Here is a 19623-nt window from a genome sequence, read left to right on the forward strand (position 1 = left end):
CAAGCCCTGTTCCTGCGCATCCATGCACCCACAGGATAAGTACGTCCCTGTACAAGCCCTGTTCCTGCGCATCCATGCACCCACAGGATAAGTACGTCCCTGTACAAAAAAGGGCCCGGTCTGTTGACCGGGCCCTTTTTTATGCGCCGCTCAGACGAACGGCAGACAGAGATTAGCTATCAGCCCGCGGTGCCGCGAATATAGACTTCCACGCGGCGATTCTGCGCACGTCCGGCAGCCGAGCCGTTGTCTGCCACCGGGTAGCGCGGACCATAGCCCTGGGTCGTCAAGCGCAACTGGGATACGCCCCGACCTACCAGATAACTGGCGACACTGGCGGCACGCTGCTCCGACAGGCTCTGGTTGAACTCGAAGGAACCGGTGCTATCGGTATAGCCGTTGACACCCACGGCGCTGTTCTTGTACTTGTTCAGCACCAGCGCCACATCGTCCAGCACGGCATAAAAGCCCGTATCCAGCTGAGCACTGCCGGTCTGGAAAGTAATATTGCCCGGCATGATCAGGCGGATGTCATCACCCACACGCTCAACGCCGACACCGGTACCGTCCAGCTGCTGGCGCAGTTCCATTTCCTGCTTGTCCATGTAGGCGCCAACACCGCCGCCCACGGCACCGCCAACCAGAGCACCGATCAGAGCACCCTTGCCGCGATCCTTGCGGCTGGACACGGCGGCGCCGAGCAGCGCGCCACTCACGGCACCAATGCCCGCACCCTTGGTGGCATTCGCGGTTTTTTCTTCCCGGGAATAAGGGTCAAGAGTCGTGCAGCCCGCCAGCACGCTCACCAACATCGTCGCTGTAATTACTTTTTTCATCATTGAGAGTCCAACTCCAGCTTTTACGCCCGATTTTCGGGCGGCTCAGGATCCATTCTAAACGTGCTGCATTAACAGCTACTGAAGCCCCCTGAAAGCACATTTTCACTGCATGCCAGCAGGCCCCACCATAACCCCTTTAGCATAGGTTCTTTGTACCGGCTGGCAACCGTATGCCACTATTTATTGACCCTCCACAAGGCCCAGCGGGGGTATTAGCGCTAGTCAGTCCGACGAACAACCGATAAAATGTCACCGCTTCACCCTGTCCTCTTTAAAACCCAGCGCCTGTTCTAACCGAGGAGTCCCCTTTGTCTCAGCTGCCTGTCATTGTCGGTTTTGGTGGTATCAATCCGGCCGGCCGAGCTTCATCGCATCACGCCTATCGCCGCGTGATTCTTGACAAGCTTGATGCGAACAGCCGCCAGCAGACGCTGCTCAGCCTGGCGACGCTGATGAATCTGGCCAGCTACAAGGACGATCAGTACCTCAACGCCCGCGGCGAAGCCCTCCCGCTGGAAGACTTGCTGATGCAGGTCGGGCAGCAGGTCATCGACAACACCCTTATACGGCGCATTCATCCCGACTGGTTTGATGTCGATGCGGTGATGTTCAATCGCCCGGCCAATATTCAGGGCACGGATGATCAGCTGCGCTTCCAGCTGCGCAGCCGCCACATGCCCCAGCAGGTGCCGGACAACTGGGACGTACGACCACTGGGATCTGGTCAGGTGGAAGTGACCATCAGCGGGCGCTGTGAAGTCATATTCCCCGACAGCAAGACCGCCCAGGTGCAATCCGCCGGCATGCTGCCGACTGGCTTCGCGCCGGGTACCCTCTACCAGTCGCGCAACCATCCGCGCAACCTGCAGATGACCGTCTTTGCTGCCTCCGATGCCCTGCAGTCCAGTGGCGTACCTTTTGAGCGTATCGCCGCCAGAGTCAGGCCCGACCAGATCGGCGTCTATGCCAGCAACTCCATCGGCCAGCTGGACGACTTCGGCTTCGGCGGCCTGACCAAATTCCCGGCACTGGGCAAACGCACTACATCCAAGCAGATGCCACTGGGCTATGCCCAGATGCCGGCCGACTTCGTCAATGCCTACGTGCTGGGCAATGTCGGCGTCACCAGCGGTGCCCTGGGCGCCTGCGCCACCTTCCTCTACAACCTGCGCAACGCCGTTAACGACATTCGCAGCGGCGCCCGCAAGGTCGTTCTGGTAGGCGGCAGCGATGCCCCTGTAACGCCGGAGATCATCGAAGGCTTTCGCGCCATGGGCGCCCTGGCCGAAGACAAGGATCTGCTGGCGCTGGACGGCCTGACTAAACTCAGCGGCGACGACTACCGTCGCGCCTGCCGCCCCTTCGCCGACAACTGCGGCTTCACCATTGGCGAGTCGAGCCAGTTCGTACTGCTGATGAGCGACGACCTGGCACTGGAAATGGGCTGCCAGATTTTTGGCTCAGTGCCCGAGGTGTTCGTTAACGCCGACGGCTACAAGAAGTCGATTTCCGCCCCCGGCGTCGGCAACTACCTGTGCCTTGGCAAGGCTGCCGGCATGGTACGCACTCTGCTGGGCGACGAAGCCCTGCGCCAGCGCAGCTTCGTACAGGCCCACGGCACCAGCACGCCGCAAAACCGCGTGACCGAATCCCACGTACTGAACGAAATTGCCCGCGCCTTCGGCATCGAATCCTGGCCCGTGGCGGCGATCAAGTCCTACCTGGGACACTCCCAGGGCACCGCCGGCGGCGATCAGCTGAGCATGTCACTGGGCACCTGGCAGTACGGCTTTATTCCGGGCATCCACACCACGCCGCAAATCGCCGACGACGTTAACAGCAGCAACCTGCTGTTCCCGCATCAGCATCTGGAGGTCGGACCCCAGGGCATGGACGCCGTCCTGCTCAACGCCAAGGGCTTTGGCGGCAACAACGCCAGCGCGCCAGTGCTCTCACCGACTGTTACCGAGCAGCTGCTGGAGCGCCGCCACGGTGCCAAGGCCATGACCCACTGGCGCCAGCAGCGCGAAGCTGCCATTGCCGCTTCCGCCGCCTATGAGGATGCCGCCAGCAAAGGCCTGAGCCGACCGATCTACCGTTACGACAACGGCGTACTGGAAGGCAGCGACCTGCAGATCAGCGACAGCGAAGTGCGCCTGCCGGGCTACGAACAGGCCGTCAGCCTGATCGAAGACAATCCCTTCAAGGACATGTGCTGAGGCCTTGCGCCACGGCACAGATATCACAGACAGGAAATCCCATGCGCCTCGTTACTCTCTTCGCCCTTGTCCTGACACTGAGTGGCTGCCTCGCACTTGAGACCAAACAGGAAGATTTTTACACCCTGGACACGCGCTACCTGGAGCTATGCCGCGGCACTTCGAACAGCTGTGTGGAGCTGGCACTGGTCGCATCCGGCATCGCCCTGGCCGACCCCATCGAGACAGCCTACAATCAGCAGCTGACGCAGCCCAACTACCCGCTGAGCCTGGCAAAGATGATGCTGAAGCCCGCCGATGGAAGCTACAGCGCCACGCCTGCGGATGAAAATGGCCGCTACTACATGCTGCCGATTAATGACAAAACCACCGTGGTCTGGAATACACTGAACAGCATCTTCGACTGGATTTACCCGGACGACAACAACTAAGAGCCACCCCTGCCGACTCTCCGGCCTCAGCCGCCGGCCAACCCCAGTACCGCACAGGCATTGTTCGTTGTCTGGCGGGCAATCTGCCGCGCAGGCTCTGCCCGCAGCTGCGCCACAACGCCCAGCACATCCGCCACGCGCTCCGGCCGATTGGGCTCATCGCGCCAGCCGGACAACGGCATGTCGGGGGAATCCGTTTCCAGCACCAGAGACTCAAGCGGCAAGGTCGCCACCAGATGACGCAGCCTGGTGGCACGCTCATAACTGATCACGCCGCCAAACCCCAGCCTGAAACCCAGATCAATATAGATGTGCGCCTGCTGCTCGCTGCCGGAAAAGGCGTGCACTATGCCGCCGCGGCGCAACTTCAGCCGCCGCAGGGTTTTCAGCATCTGATCATGGGCCTTGCGCACATGCAGCAGTACCGGCAAATCGAACTGCCTGGCCAGCAGCAGTTGCTGCTCCAGCAGTTGCTGCTGAGCCTGCGCATCGCAATCAGGGATAAAGAAGTCGAGCCCAATCTCGCCGACAGCCAGAGCCTCGCCCGCAACGAGGCGCTGTTGCAGCAGACCGAGGTGTTCAGGCCGGTGTTCTGTCATAAAGCAGGGGTGTAACCCCAGGGCCGGGTATAGCAGAGGATAGTTCGCGACAGTCTGAGACGGGCGCTGACACAACTGCAAAAGGCGCGGCCAGTGTTGCGCCGTCACGCCTGGCAGCAGAATCTGGCGAATCCCGGCGCTGCGCGCATTGCGCATCGCCTGATCGCGCCAGCCATCGAAAGCGTCAAAGTCCAGGTGACAGTGGCTGTCAAACAGATCCAGATCGGATTCCATAATCACCCCCCGACATCAAAGACGAGCCCTGGGTACAAAGCCCCTAGGGCATCAGTGCTCGCGGGTGGCCCTGAAAGCAACATCCGGCCAGCGTTCCTGCGTCAGGCTCAGGTTAACCCGCGTCGGCGCCAGGTAGGTCAGCAGACCACCGCCATCAATCGCCAGATTTTCGTAACCCTTGCGGCGAAACTCCTCCAGCATCTTGTTATCGCCACATTCGACCCAGCGCGCCGTCTGTACAGTGACACCCTCATAGACGCAGTCAACCTTGTACTCGTCCAGCAGGCGGTAAACTACCACATCAAACTGCAGCTGACCGACCGCACCCAGCACCAGATCGTTATTTTTCAATGGCTGAAACAGCTGCACCGCGCCCTCTTCCGACAGCTGCTGCAGACCTTTTTGCAGCTGCTTCATTTTCATCGGATCCTTGGGCCGCACCCGGCGAAACATTTCCGGCGCAAAGTGCGGAATACCGGTGAACTTCAGATCTTCACCGGCGGTGAAGGTGTCCCCAATCTGAATGGTGCCGTGGTTGTGCAGGCCAATGATGTCACCCGACCAGGCCTCTTCAACATTCTCGCGATCGCCGGCCAGAAAGGTCACCGCATCGGCGATTTTGACATCCTTGCCAATACGGGTATGGCGCATCTTCATGCCCCGCTCGTACTTGCCCGAGCACACCCGCATAAAGGCGATACGGTCGCGGTGCTTGGGATCCATGTTGGCCTGTATCTTGAACACAAAACCACTGAAGTTCGCCTCATCGGCTTCCACCGGACGAGTTTGGGTCTGGCGCGCAGCGGGCGCCGGTGCCCACTCGACAAAGTCATGCAGCATTTCCCGCACACCGAAGTTGCTCAGCGCGGTGCCGAAGTAAACCGGCGTCAGCTTGCCCGCCATAAACGCTTCCCGATCCCACCGATGGGTCGCACCGCGCACCAGCTCCATTTCCTCGACAAAGTCGTCGTAGATGTCGTCCAGCAGCTCACGCGCCTGGGCTGAATCAATCCCCTTGATACGGATATCGTCGGACAGCACCGAGCCCTTGCCAGGCTCGAACACATGGATTTCATCGGTATAGAGGTTATAGACACCCTTGAACTCCTTGCCCTGACCGATCGGCCAGGTGATAGGCGCCGCCTCAATGCGCAGCACCTCCTCAATCTCGTCCAGCAGTTCGATGGGGTCGCGAATGTCACGGTCGAGCTTGTTGACGAAGGAGAAAATAGGCGTGTCGCGCAGGCGGCACACTTCCATCAGCTTGATGGTGCGATCCTCGACACCCTTGGCGCCATCCACCACCATCAGCGCCGAATCCACCGCCGTCAGAGTACGGTAGGTATCTTCCGAGAAATCCTCGTGCCCCGGCGTATCCAGCAGATTGACAGTGCGCCCATTGTACGGAAACTGCATTACCGAAGAGGTGATGGAAATACCACGTTCCTGCTCCATGGTCATCCAGTCGGAGGTCGCGTGACGATCGCTTTTCTTGCCCTTGACGGTGCCGGCCTTCTGGATCAGCTGACCCAGCAGCAACAACTTCTCGGTAATGGTGGTCTTGCCCGCATCCGGGTGCGAGATGATGGCAAAAGTTCTTCTTTTGCTTACTTCATCAGCGATTGAGCTTGATGACATTTATGAATTACCTCTACTGTGTACACCAATATGTACACATTAAAAAATCTACTCAGGCACGAAGAGCCGCGCATGAAAAATGGGGCATATTTTACCGCAAATCAGCTTGATATGTCAGGAGATCGATCGAGGACTTGTTGGTTCCAGAATGATGGAGCACATGACAGTCACGGCAACGGCGAACACACCAATCCAGCAGCGTCTCGTCCGAAGCTAGTGCGAAGCTTTCTTTCAGGGTCAAGGAGGAACACAGGCGCTCTGCGCCGAGTAGTCCTTGACGCTGACATGGGGCTTACTACCCTTCAATAAGGGTTCGGAACCACGAACCCCTGCCTCCCGGCGAGGGCGGGGAAAGCCAAGAGCCGGGGCAGCGCTTCTGTTGGGTAAACCTCAATAAGACGCCTTCATGAAGAACAACTGGTATAGAAGGAACTTTGGTATGAATGAAATGCAATGTAAGGAATGGTTGTTCAAATTCGGCTTGTGTAATCTTGACGGTGTCTCTGAAACACCGGTATTGGCCAGCCGTGAGTTGATGGATTTGATTACCGATCGGGCTGAAACAAAGAAGCTACACACCGGAGGGGGGTATAGTTCTATTGATGAAGCACGAAAGCTTGAGAGTAGAATAAGATCGCTTATCCCATTCTCGAATTGGTTGAAATTTATTCACAACACAATCTATATACTAGATGTGTTCACAATTAAAAATACCCTTTACAATCCAATATCAAAAGCTAAGTTTGAAGCGTGGAATCATCATTTAATAAAATCGCAAACTCGACCTACGCCTAAAAAAGAGCACTACCAAGAGTATTTCAAGCTGTCCTGATATTTTATTCGTAAAATACGAACTAGCATCAAGTATCAAGGATGACATAACCAATTAAGGAAGATATATGAAATACATAAAGAAAATAAAATTAGTTAATTTCAAACGTTTCGAAAGCTTTGAGTATATAGCTAGAGAAAAAAGAAATATTTTTATCGGTGACAATGAAGCAGGTAAAAGTACAATTCTGCAAGCTATTGATCTGGTACTAACAGGCAGTCGCTCCCGCATTGAAATTATTGGTTTGGAAACTTTATTCCATCAAAAAATCGTTACTGAATTTTTAAAGGGAGATAAGAAACTTACGGACCTACCGCACATGGTAATTGAGATTTACTTGAATGATTATGGCGAGTTACTTCTAGATGGAAAAAATAATTCTGACGAAGTTGTCTGCCATGGCGTTAAGCTTGCTTGCGAGCCGATGATCGAAGAATACAGTCAAGAAATAGAGTGCGCTCTAGAACATGAAGGTGCACTTTTTCCTTTTGAATATTACAACATTCAGTTTTCAACGTTTGCTGGTCAGCTGTATACACAAAACCGAAGATTTTTAAACCACATCTTAATCGACAGCTCCCTAATTGGGACTGAGTACGCAACTCGGCAGTATACTAAATCTTTATATGAAGCCAACACTAGCTTGGTGGAGCGCCATAAAAACAATCATGCTTACAGACACTCCAAAGCGAACTTCACAGTAGAATCTTTAGTTCAACTAAATGCAGCATTAGATAAAACTCAGTTTGATGTAAAGAGCGATGGAAAATCTAATCTTGAACAGGATTTAATGATTACACAAGAAGGAATTCCTGTCGCACAAATGGGGAAAGGTAAGCAATGTTTTATTAAAACAGAATTTGCCTTGCAGCAAAGAAAAGGAGCCAAACCTATAGATTTAATACTCATTGAAGAGCCTGAAAACCATCTCAGCCATCTTAATATGAGAAAGCTTATTAACGAAATTGAAGAAGCAACGCAGACTCAAATATTTATTGCAACACATAGTAACAGTGTGTGTTCGCGTTTAGACCTTCATAACGCCTCTCTAATAAGCCCGCTAGAAAACATTTCTATCTCTCTTTCAGATTTGCCGGACGATACAGCAAACTTTTTTATTAAGGCCCCAAACAATAAAATACTGGAATTCATATTATCCAAAAAAGTATTGCTAGTGGAAGGGGACGCCGAATATATGCTTATTGATGGTATGTACGAGAACACGTATAGAGAGAAAACAGAAGACGCTAACATTCATATTATCTCAGTTGGCGGTACCAGTTTTAAGCGCTATCTAGATTTAGCAAATTTATTGAAGATCAAAACTGCGGTAATTCGAGATAACGACGGGAAGCACCAGGAAAACTGTATAGATAATTATGCAGATTATACGGGAGATTTGGTACAGGTTTTCAGTGACGAAAACGATACTGACAGAACAACTCTGGAAAAATGCATATATCAAGATAATGAAGCGTTATGCGAAGAGCTATTGTCCCCAGGTAGAAAAACATTATCTGTTGAAGAGTACATGCTATCAAATAAAGCTGATGCAGCCCTAAAAATACTTGAACAGGGTATGGACCGTCTTGTCGCTCCAAAATATATAGGAAATGCTTTCGAATGGATAAGAAGGTAATATTTGCCGTTGCAGGTTCCGGCAAGACTACTCATATCATAAATAGCCTATCACTCGATAGGCGGTCTCTCGTAATTACCTATACAGAAAACAATTGCCACCACCTCAATCGAAAAGTAATTGAGAAATTTGGCCATATCCCCAAAAACATTACTATCCAGACATATTACACTTTCCTATATTCTTTTTGTTATAAACCGTTTCTGCATTACATTTGGGACTCGAAAGGAATTAATTGGGACACCCCGCCGCAGTTTACCTTAAGACTAAAGAGAACTGACAGAAAGTTTTATATTGATAAAAACAAGCGACTCTACAGTAATCGAATTGCAAAATTAGTAGCTGACAATGCCGCTAGTGATATCATGTCCAGACTGGAAAAATATTATGATGATTTTTTAGTGGATGAAGTTCAGGATTTTGCAGGGCATGATTTCAATCTTCTAAAAAAAATTTGCAAGAGCAAAATTGACGTTTTGCTAGTAGGTGATTTTTTCCAGCATACATTCGACACAAGTAGAGATGGAGCAATAAATAAAAGCCTTTACGACGATTTCAATAAGTATAAAAAACACTTTCTTGATATCGGCCTTAAAGTTGATACTAAATCCTTATCGCATAGTTTCCGATGCTCGCCTTCAATTTGTACCTTTGTAAGGGAGAATCTGGGAATTAATATAGAATCTTTCAAGAATGACGAATATGAAATTCATTATCTTAATGGCGAGAAAACTATTACTGAAATTTTTTATGATGATAATATTGTAAAACTATTCTTTAAAGAGCATCACAAATATCCCTGCCATTCGAACAACTGGGGAAAATCAAAGGGACTGGACAACTATAAAGATGTATGTATCGCCCTTTATCCCAAAGCCTTACAAGGCTTTATTGATAGTGATTTTTCTCAATTACCTGCTTCCAGCCGAAACAAACTATATGTAGCATGTACAAGGTCTAATAGAGCCTTATATTTCATCGACGAGAAAGAACTAAAATCATTTAAATCACGCTAATCTTTGCGTATTTAAAACCAAAATAGAAAAACATACGGACAATAAAATGACAGAGGTCGCACTAAATAAAGATGGTAATTTTTCAGCCGGTTCTGATTTCGATATGGAATCGTGGGAACTAATGAAGAAAAATCACGTAGTAGGTGATTTTTCAATGCTCTGTTGTGGCGCACCTGCAATTCCTAAAACAAGTGCAAATGGATTAAGGTTTTTCTCTCATTACTCTGACGAATGCGCATCAGCTCCCGAGACAATATGGCATTTAAATACCAAGGAATCTTTTATAAAAGAACTGAGAAAAAAGTCCATTCAAGCAAAAGATGAGGTCCCCGGTGGACTTAAGAGTGAAAAATGGAAAGCTGATATTTATTTTGAATATCAAAATCGAAAAATAGTTTTTGAAGTACAGCACTCCTATCAACACTTAAGCGAATATTTCAAACGCCAGGAGAGATATATAAATTCCGGTGTTGAGTGCTATTGGGTACTCTATAAACCACGTTTCATAACGGTTACCAAATCCATTCTTAAATATAGATTAAAAGAGGAATTTGGTAATGTATTCCCGACAGATCTTAATATAGGCGGGGGACTAGGACAGATTTCAATTTTACCAATAGTATGGTTTGATCCGGAAGATGAACGCCCAATTAAAGCACCAGGATTTTTCTCTGTTAGTACTAACAATTGGATTGACAGCATACTTAAATCAGAGTTTAGCTATTCTCCATCTGGCTGGAATATTTATTAAAGACATATACGTATACAACCTTAAACGAAAGCGTTTACCAGCACCTCCAATTGGCTTTTGGATTGAACCCAGATTCTAATGCAGCTTTTACCTTTACCGACCTCGATCCCGGTCATTGTCCTTGCCTCTGGCAAGACGGTGCCGGGTCGCTCTCGTATCACTTTTTCCGTCCCTGACTTGCCGGTAGGGAGTAGACAGCCTGACCGGCTGTCCCTCCCGGTATTCTGCTGGTGTCTTGCCGTAAAGTTCCTTGAATTGGGCATTGATCGCCTGTTCCGCCTCATCTTTCGAGATGGAATAGACGCTGGACAATGAACCTTTGACGAAGGCATTGGCGTAGACGGAAACAACCGAGACGTCATAGCCCATCTTGTCAAAGTCATGCTCTTTGATGATCTTGGCCGCCTTCTCGGCCTGCTTTTCGAAAACTGCCTTGTGGTCACTTGGGGTATCAGTTGTGTTTGATGTGCTCGACATAAATCACCTGCCTGACTTAGATGTTGGGTGCCAGTCTGCACCGGCTATAAATCACGGTCCTTGTCGGAATCTCGCCCCTTCCGTCTGAATCGCTGCTGGTCTGACGGCGACCTGGGCTTACTGGAACGGGAGTCATTACCGCCGGTTTTGCCGGAGTCCTCGGTATCAGCGACACGCTTGAATTCTTCCGACAACTCGATATCCGGGGTCTTATGGTCCCTCGCCTGGACAAAGCGTTCTTCCAAAGATTTGTTCTTATGCCGGTTGATCGCCTTGTGCGGCACGGCCTTTCTGCCGGGAGGCGTGAGCGCCAGGTTCAATGCCGGCATCTGTGACCGGCCACCGCGTGCAAAGACGCGGATTTCCCGTTGCCGCGCTTCCTGTAGTGTTTTCAGCTCCCGCTTATCAACATGATCGAGAGCCTTTAGCCGACGGTTTATATCCAGAGACTGGAACTCATGGAGCCTGGTCAGTTCGTCCCGTTCCAACCGATGCGTTTCAGCAAGCTCCTTCTTGTCGGCAAGATAGGCCCTGATTACCTTCCGGTCCTGATGCTTGTGGATTTTCTTGCGGATCAGACTGATCCCGGTGACTTTCCCGAGGAATGAAGACAGACCGTTCTGACGAAACGTCCTACGCTGCCTTTTCAAAGCTGTCAGTGTCTCGGTATGCTTGCCCCGTAACCCGGCGCGCTGCTCTTTCTGTTTCGCCACGAGCGTATCCGCTTCCTGTCGCTGGCGGGCTTGAAGCTGCTCTTTCTCCTTAGCCAGTTCCATGCGCCGCTCATGCTGCTTCTGCTTGAGCGCTTCGACCTGCTCGTTGCGTTCTTCGTCCTTGAAATACGCCTCCATCGTCTTCCGGTAGTCGGCGACGAGGGCCTTGGCCTCGGCAACGGTGGGCAGGCTCTCCGGCGGAAAATCATCCTGAAGCAACTGCCGGATGTCGTTGGTGCGCACGGTCTTGTCATCAATCATCTTCGGCAGGGCATTCATGCCGCCGTAGAAATCAACGAGCACATAGGGCCTGCGGCCCTTAGCGAGAATGTAACCTTGCTCCGCAAGGGCATGGACAAACGCCTTGGCGTTATCGCTCTGCCGCCAGGCGTCTGTAACCTGCTCCATGCGCTCTTCGTGACTGATACCGCTCTGGCGTTCCTGCGCCTTCTCGTAAAGGGTAAGCTGATCTTTACCGCTCCCCCCTTCCCTGTGGTAGCCATCGGGAAGCGACAGATTATGGGCGCGAGCAAACTGCCTCGTGACCGCCATCAGCTTGTCATGGTCGAAGGCAAGGTGGACGGCCTTTTCCTTCTCGGCGTCGATTTTTGACCAGACAACATGGCAGTGCTCGCGCCCTTCCTTGATATGGAAGACGGCAGCACAAGGCTGATCTTCCAGACCCAGCTTTTGCTCAACACGGCCTATGTAATCGAGATACTGATCGCGGGTGATGGGTCCTTGCGCCGGATCGGGATTGATCGAAACGCTGTAAAGGTAGTTCTTACATTTGGTGAGCGAGTGCGCCTGGACTTCCCATTCGGCGAAAGCGCCATGAAGATCATCGGCCACGGCTCCGCGCACGAAGGCGACTTCGACATATTCGTTCTGATCGGCATTCATCAAGTGGGTGGCAAGGTCCTGACCTAATCCGCGCTCGCTGGCAAAGGAAATCATGACTTCCTCCTCAGCGCCTGCATGATGAGAGTACGGATAACGACCAGTTCGGATTTGGCTTGTTCGATGGTGTCTACTAGGACTTCCGGATCAGGATGTCCGGCTTTCAGCTCATCCAGAGCCTCTTTGATCTGCGCCGCCTCATGCAGCAGACGGGCGAGGTCTTTCTTCTGTTCTGGTTGGTTACGGTGTTGTGAGGGAAGGACTTCGCCGAGACAGTGCTTGGTAATAAAGGCCGACGTCGAGAGCCCTGAGGCCTCGACACGGCGCTCGAACTCCTCCCGCAGATCGACCGGAGGCCGGTAGGAATAAGGAGGCAGTCGTTTTTTCTTGTCTGGCGTATCCATCCGCTGACCATAAGCTGTCCGTGTTGATGACAACCTCACACGTTCCTCGCGCCTGTCGATCCTCATCGCGGGACCAGGTTCACGTCCAGCCCTGGCCGATGGGTTTCCAAAGGGAGAGCGGCAATCTCCTTTTGGTCGGTGTCCAGTGCCGAATTCACTGGTCGAGGGTTGCTAGGGGAGCTGAAGTCCCATAGCCGGATGGGTCCAGGGAGAGCCGAATCTCCTCTGGTCGGGATGCAACGACGAAATGTTGCCCATGCTTGCACGCAAACAATATGAAGCAATGCAGCATGGCAATGTCATAGGTGAATACGTCCACAAGACGGATGAGCCATGACATTCCGAGGGGGGTACGCGGGGGACTGGTAAGTCCCCCCGCAAGGTGGGAGTGGTGCAAATAGCGCGAAGCGGTATTACCACTCACACCTTGTGCTCACTGTCGTTCGCATTTTTCGCCTCTACAAATAATTGTAGAGAGCGAGAGGTTAAAAAAGTCTTAACGCCGGTTCCCGCGTTAAGACATCTGGCGCAGTATAACCTGCGTTACAGGTCTATACGGATACCGCGAGGTTGGCAAGAGGAAGGCTTATAGACAGCCATGAAACCATCAAGCATCCCTGCCCCACGGGATGCCTTCAGACCTCTTGTAATGAACATTCCAGACTGGAATGGACATCCCAAAAAGGCAGGTCCCCCATATTGATCAGGAGGCCATGCCATGACAGAGAACTCCCCTCCCACCAACATCATCAAGCCGACCAAAGAGACCTATGACCGGCTGCAATATTTGTACGATTACCTGAACCGGCACCTGTTTGACGGTGAACTTCCCGGCTGTCTGTTGACGTTGCAAAGACGGAAACGGACCTACGGATTTTTCTCCCGAAACCGGTTTACGCGGCAGGATGGCGAGCGTACCGATGAAATCGCGCTCAACCCTGCCCATTTCAAGGGCCGTTCGAGCGAAGAAGTACTGGCGACCCTTGCCCATGAGATGGTGCACCAGTGGCAACATCATTACGGGAAGAGCGGTCGCGGTTCCTATCATAATCGCCAGTGGGCAGAGAAAATGAAAAGCATTGGTCTACAGCCCACTGACACTGGAGAAGAAGGCGGCAAGGAGACAGGCGAGCGTGTCTTCCATTCCATCATCCCCGGCGGGCTTTTTGACAAAGCCGCCACCCGGCTCTCGTCTAAAGGGCTGGAAGTGCATTGGGTCGAGTTACCGCAGCACGCCAAGCCATCACGCAAGCTTCGGGATAGCGAGGGCGACGAGGAGATCACCAGAAGCGGTGAACGTCTGAAATATGTCTGCACGTTTTCACAGTGCGGACAGAGCCTGCGGGGCTGTTCCGGTCAATTACCGCTCTGCCAGGGAAACCACCAGAAAGGAACGCAGCACGAACCGGCCTTGATGGAACCCGAGCCCTCCTCTCCGGCCTGACCGGAACCCTCAATATTCAAGATCACGGGAAGCCCACGGCTTCCCGTTTTTTTGCCTGGTGCCTGTCAATGTCACGAGGAACGCACGAGGTTCGCTCAATCGCACCTGTATTCCAATAGCTCCATAGCCCTCCGGAATTTGATCCTGAGGTCCGCCAGAGGAGACTAAAAATGAGCATCTATGAAGTATTGGAGAACGCGATCCTGACTTTGCAGGAAGAATGCGAAGGGAGCCTGACCTCCCTGACTGAAGGCGCGAAAGCCAAGTCAGAGATAGCCAGGCGGCACGGCAATCACCGGGCCGAACGGTTCTGGAAAATCATCAGCCGCTACTGCGGATCGCGGTAACAACAAAAATATCCGGGAGGGCCGCTTGAGCCCTCCCAGACTGGTTCTAGCTGACCTCAAAAAGGGTGAATTCACTGACGATCTGGGTGCCGTGAAACTTCACGTATATGCTGCCTTTCTCATTGCGCCACGCCGCGCCGATCCTCTCGTAAGTAGCTTGCTTTCCGTAGCCGTGCCGGACCTTGGCGATATGGGTGGGCAGGTTGCTTTCATTCTGCTGTTGTTCAGTTTGTGTATTTTCGTTATCGGTCGTCATGATCTTTCTCCTGTTTCAATTTGGGCGGCTGGGCTATTCCAGCCGTACCCGCCTTAAAGCAAAGTCTGCAGGTCACGTGTCATGGCAACACGGGAGGGCTGCAACGCAGCCCGAATGGAGCGGGCAAGCCATTGACACGCCGCGCAGCATGACCGGCAGCTTTGCTAAGGATTACGGGTTATTCGCTGGGATAAGCCATGCCGCGATGTGTTTGAAACGACGGAGATGAGGACCGTAAAAACTATCGAAAGACACCACTGGCAACGAGGAAAGCACGAGGTTTGTCACACCAGCCAAGGCTCATGCTGTGCGGTAAAGACACAACTGCATGAGAGGTTTTCCATGGCGAGGCGTACCCATGAGATTTTCAAGGATATACCGAGAGGTGACACAAGCCGGTATCTGAAGGAGCAATCAGCCCCACGCGCCAGATGGCAATCGCCGGAGAAAATCGCGGCAAGCCGGATACTGTCCTACAATCCCGCCGATCCGGAAAAGAAGGTTCTGGTCGGAGCGTTCGGTGAAAAGCTGGTCGGGATCGAGGACAACCGACATATCCTGACGGTGGCAGGATCACGATCAGGCAAATCGGTTACGGTGATCGCGAACCTCCTTTGCTATCGCGGCTCAGTCCTGGCAACCGACCCCAAAGGAGAGCTCGCGACGATAACGGCCTCTGCCAGAGCCCGGATGGGCCAGAAAGTCCATGTCCTCGATCCGTTCGGCTATTGCCCTTCTTCGCTTGATGAGTTCAGAGCCGGATATAACCCGTTATCTGTCCTGAAGATCACCAGCCCGACAATCATCGAAGATGCCGGATTGATCGCAGAGGCCATCGTCGTTCGCGCACAGGGAAGCCGGGATGATCACTGGGATGAAAGCGCCCAGAACTTCATCGAGGGCGTTATCCTGCATGTGGCCACTTCACCGGAACACCGGGAGGAGCGGCACCTCGTCACTGTGCGAGAGCTGATCAAGCAGGCCATGAGGCCGGACCCGGACGCTACCGATGACGAGCCCTTAGCGGCACTGGAGCGCGCCATGCTTGAAAACGCAGCCAATCTTGGGCAATGGCCTGGCACTGCCGATATCGGCGGGGCGATTGAGGGGGCCGCACGCGATTTCTACGAAAAGAGCGATCGGGAGCGGGACAGCGTGCTCTCCGTAGTCCGCCGTCATACGAAGTTCCTGGACTATACCGCCATGCGCCAAACGGTCATGAAACACGATTTTGATCTGGCCGATTTGAAACGCCTTCCGGAGGGTATGACAGTCTATCTATGCTTTCCGGCCACGCGGATCGAGATGAGCAATCGCTGGCTCAGGATATTTATAAATCAGCTTCTCGACGCGATGGAACGAGTTAAGGAAAGACCTCCTGCGCCGGTCCTTGCCTGCCTCGATGAATTCCCTGTGCTCGGCTATATGCGCCAACTGGAAAATGCGGTCGGCCAGCTTGCCTCTTTTGATGTGAAGCTCTGGGTCCTGTTACAGGACTGGAGCCAGGGCAAGGCCTTGTATGGCGAGCGTTGGGAATCCTTCGCCGCCAATGCCGGGATACTACAATTCTTCGGTAACAATGATCTGACGACAACAGAGTATATTTCAAAGCGTTTGGGCAAGACCCTTGTCGAAGTCGCAAGACAAGGCGAGGTTGCCCCGGATAGCCGCGAACACGGTTTGACCGGACGCACGGAAAGCCTTGATCAATATGACCTCATGACACCCGAAGAGATCATGCGGTATTTTGCCCGTAATGACAGCCTCAAGCGGCAAATCATCATGTGGACGGGCTACCATCCGATGATCCTGCAACGGGTGGAGTACTTTGATAAGAAAGGCCCTTTCTTCCAACACATCCAAGGGAGGCTTTTGACAAGCGAATAGAGGTCAGCGGCTTAAGGTGACACCAAGCTTTTCTGCCTGTTTCACTTCTTTCATACCGAGCAGCCTGCTGACGGCCACATCGGGTTGATGGCCTCCAAGATAAGCCAATTCAGATGCCAGGCGACCTTGCTTATCTCGTAACAGATAATCAGTTTCGTCTAAAGCAACCAGCGCACGTACAGCATGTCGTGCGCCACAGGCAGCAGCCATATGAAGCGGACTAAAGCCGGTTTCATCACTCTGGTAATTTACAGATGCACCCTTATCAAAAGCAGCCTGTATACGAGCCGGATTACCGCAGCGTATGGCATCCAGAAACTCTTCATTCAACTTTTTTGTAGAGCCCGCAGAATCTACTTGCTTATTAAAATCCAGCTTACGCCTTCTTTCAAATTCTTCCTTGCTATTCATTTGCCAAATCCATTTTATTACGTAAAACAAAACGTATATTCTTATATGACAAATAGCAAAACCAGCGCAAGAAAATAATTCTTATAACGGGCGCCGAGTTAGTTTTATACCGAGTTTATCAGCTTGTTTCTTTTCCTTAATTCCAAGTAAACGACTAACAGCAACATCTGGTGTAGGCCCACACAAATAAGCCAATTCGGAAGCAAGCCTTCCTTTCTTATCACGTAAAAGGTAGTCGCAGTCATCTCGCTTAATCAAAACACGCAAGATGTCTCTTGCCCCGCAAGCAGCAGCCATATGCAATATTGTGAAACCTGTTCTATCGGACTGAATGTTTATAGAAAGCCCATGCTCAAGATATATATTAAATAAATCGACCCGCCCCCTCTTAACGATATATAATATTCTATCAATCATCTCCCTCTTCTTTTCCTTAGAGGCTTCTGAATGACTTTCAACATAATTACTAAAATAAAAATTCAGACTTTTGCGATGAACTTCGTCAAGACTATCTGACTTTTCTATATGATAATCTGCTAATTTTGTTTTTTTTGGTGGTTTATCATCGGCAGGATTTGTCATACTACTCACCTATAACAGAAACATTACTAGGAAGGACCATAGAAAAAAGTAGAATCTGCTCATGAATAGAAGAAGTAAACATCACCGTAAAATTACAACCTTCATATTTCTTTTCTTCACGCTTATAATGCGAAATAGAATGTCCTGATTTAGCTTTCACAAGAACAAATTCATCCGGCAGTTTTTTCAACAATCCACCATCACCAAATAGAGTAGCTGTATACAAAGTCTCATTAACACCATCTGCTGTTTTAAGATATACAATCAATTCATCCTCAGGCGTGTGCACTGCCCAACCAGAAGACATAAAATAAGATAATCGCTCATCCTGCTTTTCTTTATCAGTCCATTTTTCATATCGTTCAGAAGAGTCACGTGAATAATAATTCTCAATTAACGAGATCTCATATATGTAAGGGTTAACACAACCCTCTAAACTAAGATCTATAGCAACAAAGTCAAACTTCTCTTCGGTTTTAGCAATATACGAACCCGACTTAGTTCCAACAGTGGTTTTGTAAAATCTATCACCATACAAATAATCAGTTAAGAACGCAGCCGCTTTTAGATCATTGACGTAACCATCAAGTTCATCTTCGGTTAATACCAGAACATCATCATGCGTCAAAAACTCCACAGAATATGGAACCCAATCGGGTTTTGAAAAATGACGCCAACCTCCTTTACGAGGTTCCCCTTCTACAAATTTTCTTATGCTTTCTGCTCCTAGCTTCTGACTTTCACTGATTTCATAGCCCGTATAATCGGCAATAGCGGCATGTATATCCTGCCAGCTGTAAGCCTTTCCGTCCTCTCTTCTCTCACACTCTTTATACATACGTAACGCATTTCGAATTAGATTGAGCTGCCAATCCGAGTACATGGAATTACTCCCTAAGTAATTGATTTCTCGTCTATTACCTAGAGCTTCAACTATCAGCCCTCGTGTCCCACACATCAAGTCTAGTCCCTGTTTTCCCTACACGCCAAAGCAGACGAGGTCGCTGCGAGGAAGGACCTTGAAACGCTCATATACAGTCGGAAATAGGCAATGGGAGAAGCCCGTTGCCATCAACAGACCAGAATGGTGAACAAAATGAGCAATCAGGACTATATGCGCCAGCAGGGAGCCAATGACGCAAACCAGAACAAAGGGCCTGCGAACAATCCGAACTGGAGTGACCAGGAAAAGAAAAACTATGACGCAGCTTATAACCAGAAAAAGAACAATTCTGGCAATAAGTAAAATTTATTTTTGTCCGGCTTCCGGGCCGGACTGCTCTATTTGAAGAACGAGGTTAGGATAATGCAAGTCCGGTCCCCTTTTGACGGTTTCCCGGAAACACATCAGTACGAAAAAGATGGCAAGCTTACATTTACCGTTAAGCCTCGCATCCTGACGCCTCTGGCAGCCAAAACAGCAGATTTACTGACAGCAGCCAGTCTTTGTTTCTGGGGATTTGGTCTCTTTATCTCGGCTGAAGATCAAGCAATTAACAATCTGTGGGGATGGCTTCTTTATTGGGGCTCTCTCTTCGCGCTTTATCCAGTATTCCGCTGGTTATGGCAATCAATGTTGAAGACAGAAAAGACCTTAGTGCTCGATGCGGACGAATTCAGGGTTGGAGGTATTTTTTCCGGCGCTGGATACAACAGGAAGCTGGCCCACAGCTTTGCACTCATCAGACACGATAAAACAAAAGTCGAACAAATGCAGCATGAGTATGAAGTCCGTAAGGCTAGTGCACAGGGCAAGGTGATCATGAAGAAGCCCTACTATGCCGAATCCTTCCATCTCATCTTCGAATATATGGGACAGAGGAACGACGTCCTCGACATTTACGGTCACAAAGAAGCTCTTGCCGTAGTAACGCGTCTGAAAGCCATTGATGACGTTCTCGGCGGAATTACACAAGGTGGTCAAGGCACAACGCTTGAACCGGAAGACCAGTGGGAAACAGGACCGGGAGACCTCGATGACTGGGACGACTGGAATGACTAGGG

The 19623-nt window shown here is 50.9% G+C and carries 21 protein-coding genes; 11 read left to right on the top strand and 10 right to left on the bottom strand.

What is annotated here, in order from left to right; all coding sequences use genetic code 11:
* Positions 1 to 179 precede the first annotated feature (179 nt).
* Positions 180 to 836, bottom strand: a complete 657-nt coding sequence (locus tag MRS74_RS00005; protein ID WP_497536482.1) for a YiaD family glycine zipper/OmpA-like lipoprotein — start codon at positions 834 to 836, stop codon at positions 180 to 182.
* 311 nt (positions 837 to 1147) lie between these two features.
* Here MRS74_RS00005 and MRS74_RS00010 point away from each other — a divergent pair, with 311 nt between their 5' ends.
* Together MRS74_RS00010 and MRS74_RS00015 are read left to right on the top strand one after the other, a co-directional pair.
* Positions 1148 to 3058 carry a beta-ketoacyl synthase gene (locus tag MRS74_RS00010; protein WP_254578217.1) on the top strand — a complete coding sequence of 637 codons (1911 nt, stop codon included), beginning with the start codon at positions 1148 to 1150 and terminating at the stop codon, positions 3056 to 3058.
* A 41-nt stretch (positions 3059 to 3099) separates the two neighbouring features.
* The gene (locus MRS74_RS00015) at positions 3100 to 3489 is read left to right on the top strand and encodes a hypothetical protein (protein WP_254578218.1); all 390 of its coding nucleotides are present in this window, start codon (positions 3100 to 3102) and stop codon (positions 3487 to 3489) included.
* Positions 3490 to 3515: 26 nt separating this feature from the next.
* Here MRS74_RS00015 and MRS74_RS00020 read toward each other — a convergent pair whose 3' ends face one another.
* Together MRS74_RS00020 and MRS74_RS00025 are read right to left on the bottom strand one after the other, a co-directional pair.
* Positions 3516 to 4322, bottom strand: a complete 807-nt coding sequence (locus MRS74_RS00020; RefSeq protein ID WP_254578219.1) for a TatD family hydrolase — start codon at positions 4320 to 4322, stop codon at positions 3516 to 3518.
* A gap of 51 nt (positions 4323 to 4373) precedes the next feature.
* Entirely contained in the window at positions 4374 to 5960 is a 1587-nt protein-coding gene (locus MRS74_RS00025) for a peptide chain release factor 3 (protein ID WP_254578220.1), read from the bottom strand.
* 439 nt (positions 5961 to 6399) lie between these two features.
* Between MRS74_RS00025 and MRS74_RS00030 the strand changes: the two genes are divergently transcribed.
* From MRS74_RS00030 to MRS74_RS00045, 4 genes are all read left to right on the top strand, one after another.
* Positions 6400 to 6792 carry a hypothetical protein gene (locus tag MRS74_RS00030; protein WP_254578221.1) on the top strand — a complete coding sequence of 131 codons (393 nt, stop codon included), beginning with the start codon at positions 6400 to 6402 and terminating at the stop codon, positions 6790 to 6792.
* A gap of 67 nt (positions 6793 to 6859) precedes the next feature.
* Positions 6860 to 8431: an ATP-dependent nuclease gene (locus MRS74_RS00035; protein WP_254578222.1), complete on the top strand. Its 1572-nt coding sequence runs from the start codon at positions 6860 to 6862 to the stop codon at positions 8429 to 8431.
* The gene (locus tag MRS74_RS00040; protein WP_254578223.1) at positions 8416 to 9447 is read left to right on the top strand and encodes an AAA family ATPase; all 1032 of its coding nucleotides are present in this window, start codon (positions 8416 to 8418) and stop codon (positions 9445 to 9447) included. The genes MRS74_RS00035 and MRS74_RS00040 overlap by 16 nt, the downstream gene beginning before the upstream one ends.
* A gap of 46 nt (positions 9448 to 9493) precedes the next feature.
* Positions 9494 to 10198, top strand: a complete 705-nt coding sequence (locus MRS74_RS00045) for a competence protein CoiA (protein WP_254578224.1) — start codon at positions 9494 to 9496, stop codon at positions 10196 to 10198.
* A gap of 93 nt (positions 10199 to 10291) precedes the next feature.
* Here MRS74_RS00045 and MRS74_RS00050 read toward each other — a convergent pair whose 3' ends face one another.
* The 3 genes from MRS74_RS00050 to MRS74_RS00060 are packed head-to-tail and all read right to left on the bottom strand — an operon-like array spanning position 10292 to position 12692.
* Positions 10292 to 10675, bottom strand: coding sequence for a hypothetical protein (locus tag MRS74_RS00050; protein WP_254578225.1), 384 nt, complete (start codon positions 10673 to 10675; stop codon positions 10292 to 10294).
* A 44-nt stretch (positions 10676 to 10719) separates the two neighbouring features.
* The gene (locus MRS74_RS00055) at positions 10720 to 12345 is read right to left on the bottom strand and encodes a relaxase/mobilization nuclease domain-containing protein (RefSeq protein WP_254578226.1); all 1626 of its coding nucleotides are present in this window, start codon (positions 12343 to 12345) and stop codon (positions 10720 to 10722) included.
* Complete coding sequence (locus MRS74_RS00060) at positions 12342 to 12692, bottom strand: hypothetical protein (RefSeq protein WP_254578227.1); 351 nt, start codon at positions 12690 to 12692, stop codon at positions 12342 to 12344. Before MRS74_RS00060 ends, MRS74_RS00055 begins: the two co-directional genes overlap by 4 nt.
* Positions 12693 to 13410: 718 nt before the next feature.
* Between MRS74_RS00060 and MRS74_RS00065 the strand changes: the two genes are divergently transcribed.
* Complete coding sequence (locus MRS74_RS00065; RefSeq protein WP_254578228.1) at positions 13411 to 14136, top strand: SprT-like domain-containing protein; 726 nt, start codon at positions 13411 to 13413, stop codon at positions 14134 to 14136.
* 170 nt (positions 14137 to 14306) lie between these two features.
* Positions 14307 to 14483 (top strand): hypothetical protein, encoded by a 177-nt coding sequence (locus MRS74_RS00070; protein ID WP_254578229.1) that lies wholly within the window; start codon positions 14307 to 14309, stop codon positions 14481 to 14483.
* A 46-nt stretch (positions 14484 to 14529) separates the two neighbouring features.
* On the opposite strand, the gene MRS74_RS00075 is transcribed toward MRS74_RS00070, so the two are convergent.
* Complete coding sequence (locus tag MRS74_RS00075) at positions 14530 to 14739, bottom strand: hypothetical protein (protein ID WP_254578230.1); 210 nt, start codon at positions 14737 to 14739, stop codon at positions 14530 to 14532.
* Positions 14740 to 15081: 342 nt separating this feature from the next.
* Here MRS74_RS00075 and MRS74_RS00080 point away from each other — a divergent pair, with 342 nt between their 5' ends.
* The gene (locus tag MRS74_RS00080; protein WP_254578231.1) at positions 15082 to 16626 is read left to right on the top strand and encodes a type IV secretory system conjugative DNA transfer family protein; all 1545 of its coding nucleotides are present in this window, start codon (positions 15082 to 15084) and stop codon (positions 16624 to 16626) included.
* A 3-nt stretch (positions 16627 to 16629) separates the two neighbouring features.
* On the opposite strand, the gene MRS74_RS00085 is transcribed toward MRS74_RS00080, so the two are convergent.
* From MRS74_RS00085 to MRS74_RS00095, 3 genes are all read right to left on the bottom strand, one after another.
* Entirely contained in the window at positions 16630 to 17037 is a 408-nt protein-coding gene (locus MRS74_RS00085) for an ankyrin repeat domain-containing protein (RefSeq protein WP_254578232.1), read from the bottom strand.
* 81 nt (positions 17038 to 17118) lie between these two features.
* Entirely contained in the window at positions 17119 to 17619 is a 501-nt protein-coding gene (locus MRS74_RS00090; protein WP_254578233.1) for an ankyrin repeat domain-containing protein, read from the bottom strand.
* A gap of 1 nt (position 17620) precedes the next feature.
* Entirely contained in the window at positions 17621 to 18502 is an 882-nt protein-coding gene (locus MRS74_RS00095; protein ID WP_254578234.1) for a hypothetical protein, read from the bottom strand.
* A gap of 168 nt (positions 18503 to 18670) precedes the next feature.
* On the opposite strand from MRS74_RS00095, the gene MRS74_RS00100 reads away from it, so the two are divergent.
* Positions 18671 to 18865, top strand: a complete 195-nt coding sequence (locus tag MRS74_RS00100; RefSeq protein ID WP_254578235.1) for a hypothetical protein — start codon at positions 18671 to 18673, stop codon at positions 18863 to 18865.
* Between the two features lie 39 nt (positions 18866 to 18904).
* Entirely contained in the window at positions 18905 to 19621 is a 717-nt protein-coding gene (locus MRS74_RS00105) for a hypothetical protein (RefSeq protein ID WP_254578236.1), read from the top strand.
* Positions 19622 to 19623: the final 2 nt, after the last annotated feature.

This window comes from Marinobacterium sedimentorum (assembly GCF_024267675.1).
Classification (GTDB): Bacteria; Pseudomonadota; Gammaproteobacteria; order Pseudomonadales; family Balneatricaceae; genus Marinobacterium_A; species Marinobacterium_A sedimentorum.